At 73.1% G+C, this 13,701-nt stretch carries 12 protein-coding genes; 8 read left to right on the forward strand and 4 right to left on the reverse strand.

Translation table 11 applies throughout. From position 1 onward, the window contains the following. Positions 1-31: 31 nt before the first annotated feature. Positions 32-616, reverse strand: coding sequence for a GNAT family N-acetyltransferase (locus RZ50_RS07420; protein ID WP_196947879.1), 585 nt, complete (start codon positions 614-616; stop codon positions 32-34). A gap of 124 nt (positions 617-740) precedes the next feature. Beyond that, positions 741-1,229 carry an LURP-one-related/scramblase family protein gene (locus RZ50_RS07425; protein ID WP_196947880.1) on the reverse strand — a complete coding sequence of 163 codons (489 nt, stop codon included), beginning with the start codon at positions 1,227-1,229 and terminating at the stop codon, positions 741-743. Between the two features lie 99 nt (positions 1,230-1,328). Here RZ50_RS07425 and RZ50_RS07430 point away from each other — a divergent pair, with 99 nt between their 5' ends. From RZ50_RS07430 to RZ50_RS07440, 3 genes are read left to right on the forward strand one after another with little or no spacing between them, the layout of a single operon-like run. Beyond that, a complete protein-coding gene (locus tag RZ50_RS07430; RefSeq protein ID WP_196947881.1) occupies positions 1,329-1,847 on the forward strand; it encodes a GNAT family N-acetyltransferase in 519 nt (172 codons plus the stop codon). A 44-nt stretch (positions 1,848-1,891) separates the two neighbouring features. Then, positions 1,892-2,680, forward strand: a complete 789-nt coding sequence (locus RZ50_RS07435) for a hypothetical protein (RefSeq protein WP_196947882.1) — start codon at positions 1,892-1,894, stop codon at positions 2,678-2,680. A 60-nt stretch (positions 2,681-2,740) separates the two neighbouring features. Further along, on the forward strand, positions 2,741-4,555 hold the full coding sequence (locus RZ50_RS07440; protein ID WP_196947883.1) for an NHL domain-containing thioredoxin family protein: 1,815 nt from the start codon (positions 2,741-2,743) through the stop codon (positions 4,553-4,555). Positions 4,556-4,655: 100 nt separating this feature from the next. Here RZ50_RS07440 and RZ50_RS07445 read toward each other — a convergent pair whose 3' ends face one another. Continuing rightward, positions 4,656-5,957, reverse strand: a complete 1,302-nt coding sequence (locus RZ50_RS07445) for a M18 family aminopeptidase (RefSeq protein ID WP_196947884.1) — start codon at positions 5,955-5,957, stop codon at positions 4,656-4,658. A 364-nt stretch (positions 5,958-6,321) separates the two neighbouring features. Between RZ50_RS07445 and RZ50_RS07450 the strand changes: the two genes are divergently transcribed. The 4 genes from RZ50_RS07450 (at position 6,322) to RZ50_RS07465 (ending at position 10,971) form a co-directional block, all read left to right on the forward strand. Further along, positions 6,322-7,332 carry a hypothetical protein gene (locus RZ50_RS07450; protein WP_196947885.1) on the forward strand — a complete coding sequence of 337 codons (1,011 nt, stop codon included), beginning with the start codon at positions 6,322-6,324 and terminating at the stop codon, positions 7,330-7,332. A gap of 77 nt (positions 7,333-7,409) precedes the next feature. Beyond that, entirely contained in the window at positions 7,410-8,999 is a 1,590-nt protein-coding gene (locus tag RZ50_RS07455; RefSeq protein ID WP_196947886.1) for a peptidoglycan-binding protein, read from the forward strand. Beyond that, on the forward strand, positions 8,996-9,724 hold the full coding sequence (locus RZ50_RS07460) for an ABC transporter ATP-binding protein (RefSeq protein WP_196947887.1): 729 nt from the start codon (positions 8,996-8,998) through the stop codon (positions 9,722-9,724). The genes RZ50_RS07455 and RZ50_RS07460 overlap by 4 nt, the downstream gene beginning before the upstream one ends. Further along, positions 9,721-10,971 carry an ABC transporter permease gene (locus tag RZ50_RS07465; RefSeq protein WP_308271516.1) on the forward strand — a complete coding sequence of 417 codons (1,251 nt, stop codon included), beginning with the start codon at positions 9,721-9,723 and terminating at the stop codon, positions 10,969-10,971. Before RZ50_RS07460 ends, RZ50_RS07465 begins: the two co-directional genes overlap by 4 nt. A gap of 170 nt (positions 10,972-11,141) precedes the next feature. Here the strand turns inward: RZ50_RS07465 and RZ50_RS07470 are convergent, their stop codons facing one another. Further along, on the reverse strand, positions 11,142-12,971 hold the full coding sequence (locus RZ50_RS07470) for an acyl-CoA dehydrogenase (protein WP_196947888.1): 1,830 nt from the start codon (positions 12,969-12,971) through the stop codon (positions 11,142-11,144). 213 nt (positions 12,972-13,184) lie between these two features. On the opposite strand from RZ50_RS07470, the gene RZ50_RS07475 reads away from it, so the two are divergent. Next, on the forward strand, positions 13,185-13,688 hold the full coding sequence (locus RZ50_RS07475; protein ID WP_374199881.1) for an SseB family protein: 504 nt from the start codon (positions 13,185-13,187) through the stop codon (positions 13,686-13,688). The last annotated feature ends 13 nt before the right edge of the window (positions 13,689-13,701 follow it).

Genomic DNA, 13,701 nt, shown 5'->3' on the forward strand with positions numbered 1-13,701 from the left:
GCCCACCGGCCGCGCCCTGGAGCCGGACGCCCTACGGCTCCTCCGCCCGGCCCCTCGGGGCGGCGAAGCAGTGGAGGAGGACCGTGCGGCCGGAGGGCCAGCGCTGTTCGCCGCGGCCGAGGGGGGTCCAGCCGAGGCGGCGGTAGAGGGCCAGGGCGGCGGTGTCGGTGGCGAGCACGTCGAGCACGGGGTGCAGGCCGAGCGCCCGCGCGTGTGCCACAGCTCGCTCCAGGAGGCGGGCGCCGGTGTTCCGGCCGCGCGCCCCCGGGTCGACGTAGAGGCGCTCGATCACGGCGGTGAGTTCCGGGCGCCCGCCGGTGCGCAGGCTCCACAGACCGGGGGCGACACCGCCCGGGCCGCTGCGGGAGAGGCCGACGTGCCCGGTGAGCCGGCCGTCCGCCTCGGCGACCCAGGCGGCCAGCAGGCCCTCCGGGGTGAGCCAGGCGGCGGGGCGCTCGGGCCAGTCGGCGGGGTAGCCGTCGGCGGCGTGGACGTCGGCCAACACCCGGACGCAGTCGGCGAGGTCGTCGGCGCGGCGCCGTCGGACGCCCACCCCCGCCCCGACCCGCGGTGAACCGGACGCGACGACATTGGCGCGTTCTTCGAGGTCATCCATGCCGGTACGTTACCGGCCGGCCCCCGGCGCCGCAGCGAACCGTCGCAACAGTCCGATGGTCCGTCAATCGCCCTTACCTATGGGACCGTTACACCATCAACGGGTGGGCCGGGGGCCGGTCACCTCAGTGCTCCTCCTCCACCAGGTGGTCGACGCAGGCCGCGATGGCCAGCAGCAGACCGGTGTCCGCGCCGTCGGCGATCTCCACCCCGTAGGTGTCACGGATCCGGAACCACTTGCGGGAGACCCGGGCGAGCTCGTCGCCGTGGTGGTTCTCGACCCGGTAGTCCTTGTCGATCAGGTTCCCGTGGATCTTCAGCTCGCCACCGGAGGCCAGCTCCACCAGGTACTTGTCGCGGAACGGGGTGAACAGCTTCTCCCGGACGGTCGCGATCACCTCGCCGTCGGCGTTCTCGATCTTCATCGCGTCGCGGACGGTGAGCATCTTCTCCTTCACCACCGCGACCACCCGCCCGTGCGAGTCCTTCAGCTCGAAGGTGTGCCGCAGCCGCAGCACCTTGCCGTCCACCAGGTACGCCTTGTGGCCCCGGTCGTCCTCGATCCAGTAGTCGTCGCCGACCGCGAACAGCTTCTCCCTGACCAGGTACCGCACCACAGACTCCTTCTTCCGCTCCGTCACTCTCGGCCCCCATTCGACCCGACCGCCCGCCCCCACGGGAAGCACCGCCGCGCAACGGCGTTCAATACCGCCATGCGTCCCGACCTCACCGACCTCACCGCCCCGCTGCGCAGCGAGCGCCTCGACCTGCCGCCGCTCGCCCCCGAGCACGCCGACGAACTGGCCGCCGCCCTCGCCGATCCCGGCCTGCACGCCTTCACCGGCGGCCGCCCGGCCACCCCCGAGGAGATGCGCGCCCGCTGCGCCCGGCTCGCCGCCGGCTCCCCCGACCCCGCCGAGGTCTGGGGCAACTGGGTCCTGCGACTGCGCGCCGACGGCACCCTGACCGGCTACGTCCAGGCCACCGTCCGCCCCGAAGCCACCGAACTCGCCTGGGTGGTCGGCACCCCCTGGCAGGGCCGCGGCCTCGCCACCGAAGCCGCCCGCACCCTCCTCACCCACCTCGCCGCCACCGGCACCACCACCGCCGTCGCCCACATCCACCCCGACCACCACGCCTCCACCCGCGTCGCCCACGCCCTCGGCCTGCACCCCACCCCGCACACCCAGGACGGCGAAATCCGCTGGCAGGCCGATCTTCCGCACCCGTAGCATCCGAGCCCCGACGCCGTCCGGAACTCCCGAGGAGCACCCCCATGTCCGTGGACGCCGGCCTGTACCTGCGCTGGCCCGAGGGCCGGGCGCCGTCCGCCGAGCAGCTGGCCGAGCAGTTCGGCATCGCGTCCGGGGGCGGGTCGGGCATCTGGGGGAAGGTCGTCTCGGCCGACGGCCGCAGCCGGATGTGGGTCACCGTCTCCACCGACCCGCGCGACGCCGTCGACCCCTCCCGCTCCCCCGGCGGGCACGTCTACGACCACTGGCTGCACCTCTCCCCCGCCAAGTCCGCGCCCTACCCCGAGGACACCTTCGCCGTGCTCCGCGCCCAGTGCCGGGAGATCATCGCCCGGCAGCGCCGCACCGGCCTGGTGGAGAGCGCCTTCCACGTCGACGCCGACAGCCTGACCAGCTACTGGACCGACACCCGGTCGGCCCTCGGCCCCGAGCTCCCCCCGGCCGTCGAGCTGGACGTCTGGTGGGCCGCCGAGGCCCCCACCACATCCGTGCTCCCGGCCGATCTCACTCCGAACCTTCACCCCGTCCCGGCCGACCCCGCCCGGACCGCCCGCCTCATCCCCGTCCGCGACGAGGCCCCCCACACCATCCTGTGGGACATCGCCCACCGCGCCGGCGAACTGCCAATCCAGCACACGGCCCGGTTCACCGGCCACCACGTCACCCCCGAGGAGCTCGACGCCTTCTCCGACCGGCTCCTCGCCGAACTGAGCAGGCCCGGCGAACAGCTCGACGTCGCCCTGTGGGTCAACGGCCGCCTGTGCCGCTACGAGGTCGCCGCCCAGTCCGTCACCGACCTCCGCGTGTGCTGACTCCGGTCGCAGGGGGCGAGCTCGGAATTCCTCGCACCCGCCATGCGGTTGGATGAAGGCATGGCATCTCGTGCACGTGTACGCGCCCCCGAGCTGGTCGGGGCAGGCGGTTGGCTGAACACCGGCGGCAAGGAGCTCACGCTCGCCGACTTCCGGGGCAAGATCACGATCCTGGACTTCTGGACCTTCTGCTGCATCAACTGTCTGCACGTCCTGGACGAGCTGCGGGAGCTGGAGGAGAAGCACCGCGACACCGTGGTGATCGTCGGGGTGCACTCGCCGAAGTTCGTGCACGAGGCCGACCACCAGGCGGTGGTGGACGCGGTCGCCCGGTACGAGGTGCACCACCCGGTGCTGGACGACCCGGCGCTGGCGACGTGGAAGCAGTACGCGGTCCGGGCCTGGCCGACGCTGGTGGTGATCGACCCGGAGGGGTACGTGGTCGCCCAGCACGCCGGGGAGGGGCACGCGCACGCGATCGCCCGGCTGGTCGAGGAGCTGGAGGCGGAGCACGCGGCCAAGGGCACGCTGCGGCGCGGCGACGGCCCGTACGTGGCGCCCGAGCCGACCGCCGGGGCCCTGAAGTTCCCCGGCAAGGCGGTCCGGCTGCCGAACGGCCACTTCCTGGTCGCCGACTCCGGGCACCACTCGCTGGTCGAGCTGGCCGAGGACGGCGAGACGGTGGTGCGCCGGATCGGTGACGGGCAGCGCGGTCTGGTGGACGGCACCAGTCCCCGGTTCAGCGAGCCGCAGGGCCTCGCGCTGCTGCCGGAGGGCCACGAGTACGACGTGATCGTCGCCGACACCGTGAACCACGCGCTGCGCGGTGTCCGGCTGGCCGACGGCGCGGTCGCCACCCTGGCCGGCACCGGCCGCCAGTGGTGGCAGGGTTCGCCCAGCGAGGGTCCTGCCCTGGAGGTGGACCTCTCCTCGCCGTGGGACGTCGCCTGGTTCGACGGCCGGGTGTGGATCGCGATGGCCGGTGTGCACCAGCTGTGGTCGTACGACCCGGCCACCGGGACGGTCGGCGTCGCGGCCGGCACCACCAACGAGGGCCTGGTGGACGGCCCCGCCGCCGAGGCCTGGTTCGCCCAGCCGTCCGGGCTGGCGGTCTCGGCGGACGGCGAGCGGCTCTGGGTCGCCGACTCCGAGACCTCGGCGCTCCGTTCGGTTTCACGTGAAACCAAGGCGGTCGAGACCGCCGTCGGCACCGGGCTGTTCGACTTCGGCCACCGTGACGGCGCCGCCGGCCAGGCGCTGTTCCAGCACCCGCTGGGCGTCACCGTGCTGCCGGACGGCTCGGTGGCCGTCAGCGACACCTACAACCACGCGCTGCGCCGCTACGACCCGGCGAGCGGCGAGGTCAGCACGCTGGCGACCGACCTGCGCGAGCCCTCCGGGGCGGTGCTGGTGGACGGCGACATCGTGGTGGTCGAGTCGGCCCGGCACCGGCTGACCCGGCTGCGGCTGCCCGAGGAGGCGGTGCGGGTGGAGTCGGTGGCCCACCGCACCCAGCGCGCGGCCACCGAGGTCGCGCCGGGCACGCTCCGGCTGGACGTGGTCTTCTCCGCCCCCAGCGGCCAGAAACTGGACGAGCGCTACGGCCCGTCCACCCGGCTGCTGGTCAGCTCCACCCCGCCGGAGCTGCTGGTCTCCGGCGCGGGCGCGGACACCGACCTCTCCCGCGAGCTGGTGCTCTCCGACGAGGTCGCCGAGGGCGTGCTGCACGTCTCGGCGATGGCGGCCTCCTGCGACGACGACCCGGAGATCGAGTTCCCGGCCTGCCACGTGCACCAGCAGGACTGGGGCGTGCCGGTGAAGCTGGTCGCCGACGGCGCCCGCCGCCTCCCGCTGGTCCTGGCCGGGATGGAGTAACCGGACGAACGAAGAGGCGGCGCCCGGCCGAAACGCCGGGCCCCGCCTCTTCGTCGGACCTCAGTCAGGCCTCCGTCAGGCCTCGGTCCTCAGTCGGGCCTCAGCCCTCCAGGAACGCCTTGATCGCGCTCGCCAGCAGATACGGGTCCTCCGCCCCGCACAGCTCGCGCGCCGAGTGCATGGACAGCGCCGCGATGCCGCAGTCCACCGTCTTGATGCCCAGCCGCGCCGCCGTGATCGGGCCGATCGTCGTACCGCAGGGCATCGCGTTGTTGGACACGAAGGTCTGCCACGGCACGCCCGCCTTCTCACAGGCGGCCGCGAACACCGCCCGGCCGGTGCCGTCCGTCGCGTAGCGGTTGTTGACGTTGACCTTGAGGATCGGCCCGCCGTTCGGCAGCGGGTGGTGGCCCGGCTCGTGCCGCTCGGTGTAGTTCGGGTGGACGGCGTGGCCCATGTCCGAGGAGAGGCAGACGGTGCCGGCCAGCGCCCGGGCGCGGTCCTCCGTGGTGCCGCCGCGCGCGTGGATCGTCCGGTCGAGCACGGTGCCGAGCAGCGGGCTCTGCGCGCCGGTGTCGGACTCGCTGCCGGTCTCCTCGTGGTCGAAGGCGGCCAGCACGGGGACGTACGGAAGCTCCGTCCCGGCGGTGGCGACGGCCGCGAGCGCGGCGGTGGCCGCGTGCACCGAGAGCAGGTTGTCCAGGCGCGGACCGGCCAGCAGTTCGCGGTCGCGGCCCAGGTAGGAGGCGGGCTGGACGTCGTGCGTCATGAGGTCCCAGCCGGCCACCTGGTCGGCGGAGACGCCGGCCCGCTCGGCGACGTAGGCGATCAGCGCGCCCTCGTCGACCGGGCCGAGGCCCCAGATCGGGGTGAGGTGGCGCTGCCGGTCGAGCTTCATGCCGTCGTTGACCTGGCGGTCCAGGTGGATGGCGAGCTGCGGAACGCGCAGCAGCGGCTCGTCCAGCTGCACCAGCCGCGCGCTGCCGTCCTTGAGCGCGAGCCGGCCGGACAGGCCGAGGTCGCGGTCGAGCCAGGTGTTCAGCGGGACCCCGCCGTAGATCTCCACGGCGACCTGCCGCCAGCCGGCCGAGCCGGTGTCCGGCAGCGGCTTGACCCGCAGGTTGGGCGAGTCGGTGTGGGTGCCCACCACGCGGAACGGCGTCTCCGGGCCGGCCCCCTCCGGCAGGTACCAGGCGATCAGCGCGCCGCCGCGGATCAGGTAGCGGCCCCCGGCGGCCCCGTCCCAGGCGTCCGTCTCGGCGACCTGCCGGAAGCCGGCCTTCTCCAGGCGCTCGGCGGCGCTCGCGACCGCGTGGTACGGGGACGGCGAGGTGCCGAGGAACGCGATCAGATCGTCGGTGTGCGTCCGGTCGAAGAATGCCCGGCGGGCGGCGGTCGACATACTGCTCCTGGGTTGAGGGAGGGCCGAAGCCGGATGGGGAGTCGGCTTCGCACCTTGAGCATATGCCCGTACCCGGACACCCGATCAGACAGCTCGCAATGGCTGAGCAACCCGGACACAACCGTCGATCGGCGCCACAACGGACGTCGTACACCCGGGAATCCGTCCTGGTCGTGCCCGGTCGTCGAGGGCGGGAGGGCTTTCGGAGTGGCCTTCGGAGCGGCCTTCGCAGAGCCTTCGGAACCCAGCCGGAAGTTCCTCCGGAACCTCCTGTTCTCCCGGCCGCCGGTGGGCAAGGATCGGAGCGGTGCGCGGGCGAAGCACCGGGCCCGTCCGGTACGAAGGTGGGGAGAGGAGACGCCCGATGGCCCGATTACGGATCATCGCGTCCGGGGTGCTCGTCGCCGCGCTGATGAGCGGCTGCACCGCCCGGGACGGTTCGGCCCCGGCCGGACCGCCCGCCCTCGGGGCGGTGCCCACGATCACCGAGGCGGGCCAGGTCGGCCTGCCGACCGACCCCTACCTGGTGACGCCGGCCCAGAACAGGCTGCTGGTCCAGGCCCGGGACGCGGTCACCGCCGAGTGCATGCGCGGCTTCGGCTTCGCCGGCCGTCCGACCACCGTGCTCGGCGAGGAGGAGGCGGAGCGCGCCCGGCGGACCCGGGGCACGCTGTACGGCTACTTCGACACCGACCGGGCGGGCGCCCGCGGCTACGACCTGAACGTGCGGTTCGCGAACCAGAGCGCCCCGGCCGACACCCGGCCCCCCGCGTCCGCCGCCGAGCAGATCGCCCTGAGCGGCATCGACCCGGCCACCCGCCAGGCCGTCCCCTCCCTCGACGGCAGGCCGGTGCCACCGGGCGGCTGCGCGCGGCAGGGCCTGGACGCCTTCCACGACGCCGACGGGCTCGCCTACGGCGAGGGCGCGATGCCCGACGGCGGCCCGAAGGTGCCGGCGGACGATCCCCGGATCACGGCCGCCTACGCCGCCTGGTCGCGGTGCATGAAGGACGAGGGGTACGACTACCCGGACCCGGTCGCCGCGATCTCCGACCCGAAATGGCACCCGCCGGCCGACAACCCCGCGACGGCGGAGGCCCGGGCGGCGGCCGGCCCCGCTCCCGAGGAGATCGCCACCGCCACCGCCGACCTGCGGTGCAAGCTCGCCGGCAACACCGTCGGCACGATCGTCGCCGTGCAGACCGCCTACGGGAAGCGGTACGTCGAGGCCCACGCCGCGCAGCTCGCGGACCAGCGGCAGCGGTTGGACGACCTCGTCCGCCGGGCCGCCGGGCTCGTCTCCGGTGCCACTGGAGGCTCCACCGGGGGCGTCGCCGGCTCCACCGGGAGCGCCACAAGCTCCACCAACCACTGAAGGAAACAACGCTGTTGACGCCGACCAGACGACCGGGTGAGAACACTGTCCCCAGTGAAGTCCTCGGGGAGGGTGCCTTGTCGACCACGATGACGAGCACGGCGGACGAACCGGACGCCGCGCCGCCCGCCCGTTCACGGGCCGCGCGGCGGCGTCGGGTCCTGCTGGGGGTGGCGCTGGCCGCCGCGCTGGTGGCGGTGGGCGGGGTGGGGGCGGCGACGCTGGTGAAGTCTCCGGCCGAGCGGGCCGCGCAGACCGCGCCCCCGCCGAACAGCCTGCTCACCGCACCGGTGGTCAGCCAGGTGCTGACCCGCTCCCTCGCCGCCCGCGCGATGGTGTACCCGCCGACGCAGTACGACGTGGTCCCGGCCTCGGCCTCGACCGAGGTGACCCAGCTGTTCGTCTCCAAGCTGGCGGTGAAGTCGGGGGACACCGTCGCGGCCGGGCAACTGCTCGCCGAGGTGTCCGGGCAACCGCTGTTCGCCCTGCCCGGCGCGGTGCCCGCCTACCGCGACCTCAAGCCCGGCAACACCGGCCCCGACGTGTCCGAACTCCAGGCCGCACTGGCCGGGTTGGGCTACTCCACCGGCGACGACGAGACGGGCTCGTACGGGGCGGGCACGGCCGAGGCGGTGACGGCGTTCTACCGCAAGCTCGGCTACCCGGCGCCGACCACCGGCGCCACCACCCAGCAGGCCGTGGACACCGCGCAGAAGGCGGTGGACACCGACCGGCAGACGGTGGAGAACCTCACCGCGCAGAAGAAGAACGCCGCGAACCAGCCCCAGGCCCCCCAGCAGGCCCCGCCGCAGACCCAGGGGCAGGCGCAGGGCCAGGTCCAGGGCCAGGGGCAGCCACAGTCGCAGCCGCAGCCGCAGGGCCAGGCCCCCGCCCCGACCGGCGACCTCGACCAGCAACTCGCCAACGCCAGGAAGCAGTTGACCGCCGACCAGGCCGCCCTGGCCAGGGCCCGGTCGGTGAACGGCCCGATGGTCCCGGCCGCCCACGTCCTGTTCGTACCGACCCTCCCGGCCGCCGTCACCGCCGTCAACGGCGCGGTCGGCTCGCCCGCCGCCGGCACCCTGTTGTCGCTCACCAGCGGCGGCCTGGCCGTCACCGGCCAGCTGACGCCCACCCAGGCGGCGGGCGTCAAAGCGGGCATGGCCGTCGAGATCCTCGCCGAGGACACCAACACCACCATCCCCGGCACCATCGCCGAGGTCGGCGCCCCGACCACCGCTCCCCCGGCCGGCAAGGTGATCACCCTCGGCGGTACGTCCGGCGGCGGCTCCGGCGGCTCCGGGGCCGGGGCCCCAGGCGGCCAGCCCGGCGCTCCGGCGGCCGGGGCACCGGGCAACCAGCCCGGCGGCCAGAGCTACATCCCGCTCACGATCACCCCGAGCACCCCGCTGCCCGCGGCGATGAGCGGCAAGAACGTCCGTCTGACCGTCCTCAAGGACAAGGCGGGCGCCCCCGTCACCGCCGTCCCGGTCGCCGCGATATCCACCAACGCGGCCGGCCGGACCTCCGTCACCAGGGTGGACGCCGCCGGGAACCGCACCACCGTCCCGGTGACCACCGGTGTCACCGCGGACGGCATGGTGGCCGTCACCCCGGCGGACGGTGCCGAACTGCGCGTCGGCGACCAGGTGGTGGTCGGCAAGTGACCGCACCCGCCGCCGAGGCCGCCGAACCGCCCGTCATCGCCCTGGCCGGCGTCGGCCGCACCCACCCCGGCCGCCCGCCCGTGGTCGCGCTGCACCCCTGCGACCTGACCGTCCACCGCGGCGAGTACCTGGCCGTCACCGGCCCCTCCGGCTCCGGCAAGTCCACCCTGCTGCACCTGCTCGGCCTGCTCGACACCCCCACCACCGGCCGCTACGAGCTGGACGGCATCGACACCGGCAGCCTGCGCGACCGGGACCGCTCGACCCTGCGCGGGCGCCGGATCGGCTTCGTCTTCCAGTCCTTCCACCTGCTCCCGCACCGCACCGCCGAGGAGAACGTCGTCCTCGCCCAGGTCTACAACCGCTCCCCGCGCCGCGCCCGCCACACCGCCGCCCTGGAGGCACTGCACCTGGCCGGCCTCGGCCACCGCACAAACGCGCTGCCGGGCACCATGTCCGGCGGCGAGCGCCAGCGGGTGGCGATCGCCCGGGCGCTGGTGAACCGGCCCAGCCTGCTGCTGTGCGACGAACCGACCGGCAACCTGGACTCGGCCAACGCCGAGGCGGTACTGGCGCAGTTCGACGCGCTGCACGCGCAGGGCTTCACCCTGGTGGTGATCACCCACGACCCGTCCGTGGCCGCCCGCGCCGAACGCCGGGTGACCATCCGCGACGGCGTGCTCAACGAGGCCGAAGCCGTCCAGCCGGCAGGGGACGCCCGGTGAGCCGCCGTAGCGTGCTCCCCGAGCCGCCCTCCCGCCTCAGCCTCCGCGACCTGCTCTCCGAAGCGCTCTCCGGCATCCTCCAACGCCCCGGCCGCTCGGTGCTGACCATGCTCGGCACGGTCCTGGGCATCGGCGCGTTCGTCGCCGTGCTCGGCCTGACCGCGACCGCCACCGGCCAGATCGGCGAGCGGTTCAGCCTGACCAAGGCCACCACCGTCACCGTGACCGACCGCCCGAGCACCGACGGCCTCGCCCCCGGCACCAACCCGTCGAGCGACTTCCCCGCCGACACCGACCGCCGGATGTCCGCGATCGACGGCGTGCAGGCCGGCGGCGTCTGGTGGCCGGTGCCCGGCTCCCCGGTGATCTCCCGCCACCCGGACGGCCCCGGCGAGGGCACCGGGCTCTCCCTGCTCGCGGCCACCCCGGGCGCGGTCGCCGCGATGGAACCGACCCTGTCCGCCGGGGTCACCATGGACGACTTCGTGCAACGGACCGCGCAGCCGGTGGTCCTGCTCAGCGAGGCCGCCGCCAAGCGCCTCGGGGTGAGCCGGCTGGACGCCCAGCCGGCCGTCTTCATCGACCACGTCCCGTACACCGTGATCGGGATCTACTCGGACGTCCGCCGCCAGCCGGCCGCCCTGCTCGGCATGGTGATCCCGGCCAGTACGGCACTGGAGCGGTACGGCAACCCGGCCCCGGACGCGGACCGCGGGGTCCAGGGCCTGGTCGCCACCCGGGTCGGCGCCGCGACCGTGGTGGCCGACCAACTCCCGCTCGCCCTGCGGCCGGACACCCCGAACGCGTTCACCGTCGTCCCACCGCCGGACCCGCACAGCCTCCAGGACACGGTGACCTCCGACCTGACCGGGCTGTTCCTGGCGCTGGCCGGGATCTGCCTGCTCGTGGGCGCGGTCGGGATCGCCAACACCACGCTGGTCGCCGTGATGGAACGGACCCAGGAGATCGGCCTGCGCCGCTCACTGGGCGCCCGCACCGGCCACATCGCGGCCCAGTTCCTGGCCGAGTCGACGGCACTCGGCACCCTGGGCGGACTGATCGGCACCGGCCTCGGCGTGGTGACGGTCGTCGGAGTGGCCGCCGCCCGCGACTGGACCGCCGTCCTCCAACCCGCCACCACCCTGCCCGCCCCACTGATCGGCACGGTCGTCGGCCTGCTCGCCGGCCTCTACCCGGCCCTGCGCGCCGCCCGCACCGACCCCCTCACCGCACTGCGGAGCGCCTGAGCACTGCGGAGCGCCTGAGCACGACGGTTCCGGACACCGGGGCACGGAAACACCGAAGGGCCCGGTGGCAGCCGGGCCCTTCGGTGTGAGGGTTTCGTCAGGCGGTCGGAGGAGGTGCCACGCGCAGCGTGCCCCGAGGAGGGTGGCGGCGGGTGACGGGTGGGCGAGGCTTAGAAGGCCTCCTCCGCCAGCTCCATGATCTCGTTGTCGATGCCCTCGGCGATCGCCCGCTGCGGGGCGACGGTCGGGAGGACGTTCTTGGCGAAGAAGCGGGCCGCCGCGACCTTGCCCTGGTAGAACGGCACGTCCTTCTCCGAGGCGCCGGCCTCCAGCTTGGCCAGGGCGACCGCGGCCTGACGGAGCAGCAGCCAGCCGACCACGACGTCGCCGGAGACCATCAGCAGGCGGGTGGTGTTGAGGCCCACCTTGTACATGTTCTTGACGTCCTGCTCGACGGCCGTCAGGTCGGCGATCAGCTTGCCGACGATGGCGTCCAGGTCGCCGAGGGCCTTGGTGAGCAGCTCGCGCTCGGTGGCCAGGGCCTCGCCGCCCTCGGCCGCGCCGAGGAACTTCTGGATCTGCTCGGACAGCGCGGTCAGCGCCTGGCCGCCGTCCTTGACGATCTTGCGGAAGAAGAAGTCCTGGCCCTGGATCGCCGTGGTGCCCTCGTAGAGGGTGTCGATCTTGGCGTCCCGGATGTACTGCTCGATCGGGTACTCCTGCAGGTACCCGGAGCCACCGAAGGTCTGGAGGGACTGGGCGAGCTGCTCGTAGGACTTCTCCGAGCCGTAGCCCTTGACGATCGGCAGGAGCAGGTCGTTGAGGCGCTCGGCGGCCTCGTCGTGCTCGCCGCGCAGCTTGGCGGCCGCCATGTCGTCCTGGACCGACGCGGTGAACAGGACCAGCGCGCGCATGCCCTCGGCGTAGGCCTTCTGGGTCAGCAGCGAGCGGCGCACGTCCGGGTGGTGGGTGATGGTGACGCGCGGGGCGGTCTTGTCCAGGAACTGCGAGATGTCGGCGCCCTGCACGCGCTCCTTGGCGTACTCCAGGGCGTTCAGGTAGCCGGTGGAGAGGGTGGCGATGGCCTTCGTGCCGACCATCATGCGGGCGAACTCGATGATCTTGAACATCTGGCGGATGCCGTCGACCTTCTCGCCGAGCAGCCAGCCCTTGGCCGGGTGCTTGGCGCCGAAGGTCATCTCGCAGGTGTTCGAGGCCTTGAGGCCCATCTTGTGCTCGACGTTGGTGGCGTAGACGCCGTTGCGCTCGCCGAGCTCGCCGGTCTCCCAGTCGAAGTCGAACTTCGGGACGATGAACAGGCCCAGGCCCTTGGTGCCCGGCTTGCCGCCCTCGGGGCGGGCCAGCACCATGTGGATGATGTTCTCGGACATGTCGTGCTCGCCCGAGGTGATGAAGCGCTTCACGCCCTCGATGTGCCAGGAGCCGTCCTCCTGCTGGATCGCCTTGGTGCGGCCGGCGCCCACGTCGGAGCCCGCGTCGGGCTCGGTGAGGACCATGGTGGAGCCCCACAGGCGGTCGGTCATCCGCCTGGCGACCTCCAGCTGCTCCTCGGTGCCCTCCTCGGCGATGACGCCGGCGAAGGCCGGGCCGGAGGAGTACATCCAGATGGCCGGGTTGGAGCCCAGGATCTGCTCGGCGAAGGCCCAGATCAGCGAGTTCGGGGTGACCTGGCCGCCGATCGACTCCGGGATGCCCAGGCGCCACCACTCGGCGTCCATGAAGGTCTGGTAGCTCTTCTTGAAGGCGGCCGGGACCGGCGCGGTGTTGGTCTCCGGGTCGAAGACCGGCGGGTTGCGGTCGGTGTCGGCGAAGGACGCGGCGAGGTCGTTCTCGGCGAGGCGCGAGATCTCGCTCAGGATGTTCTTCGCGGTCTCGACGTCCATGTCCGCGAACGGTCCGGTGCCGTACACCTGGTCGCGACCGAACACCTCGAAGAGGTTGAACTCCACGTCCCGCAGGTTGGACTTGTAGTGACCCATGGCCGTTTTCTCCGGTTCGTCGCTTCCGGGAGACCGCCGCGTTCGGGCGCCCCGTACCCACCAGTAGGCATCATGATGCTACCCAGCGGTAACTTGGGCAAGCCCCCTGCGGTGAATCCGGTATGAACGTGGTCACGTCCCACAGCGAGGACGACCACTCCTTGTCAGGATCGGCGCCAGCGCGGGAGGGTGCCCTCCCGCTAGCCTGTCCGTGTGTACGGATATGACCAGAACGCATACCCGGGTGACCCCTACCAGCAGCAGGCGGGTCCGCAGCCGGGCATGAACGGCATGCCCGGACCCGACGCGTACGGTGCGCAGGCACAGGCGCCCCAGCAGTCCCTCTACCCCGAGCCCTCCCCGCCCTCGCTCGCGGACGCGGTCCGGGCCTTCACCACCGGCTCGATGGCGGTCGAGGACTTCCAGGCCATCTTCATCACCTCGAAGGTGCACTGCCCCCGCGGCGACCGCCCCGGCTTCCTCGCGCTGCACAACACCCCGACGCCGGTGATCCCGATGTTCAGCTCGCTCAAGGAGCTGCGCCGCTACGCCGGCAAGGATTCCAAGCACTTCACCGTCACCGGCGCCGAGGTGCTGGACCTGCTGCCCACCGGCTACGGCTTCGCGCTGGACATGGAGGGCGAGCACCGGATGGTGTTCGACGCCAAGGCGGTGGAGCAGATGGTCGACTTCACCATGCACCGGATGTACGGCTGACAGCCGCAGGAAC

Source organism: Kitasatospora sp. SUK 42, from assembly GCF_015776785.2.
Taxonomy (GTDB): Bacteria; Actinomycetota; Actinomycetes; order Streptomycetales; family Streptomycetaceae; genus Kitasatospora.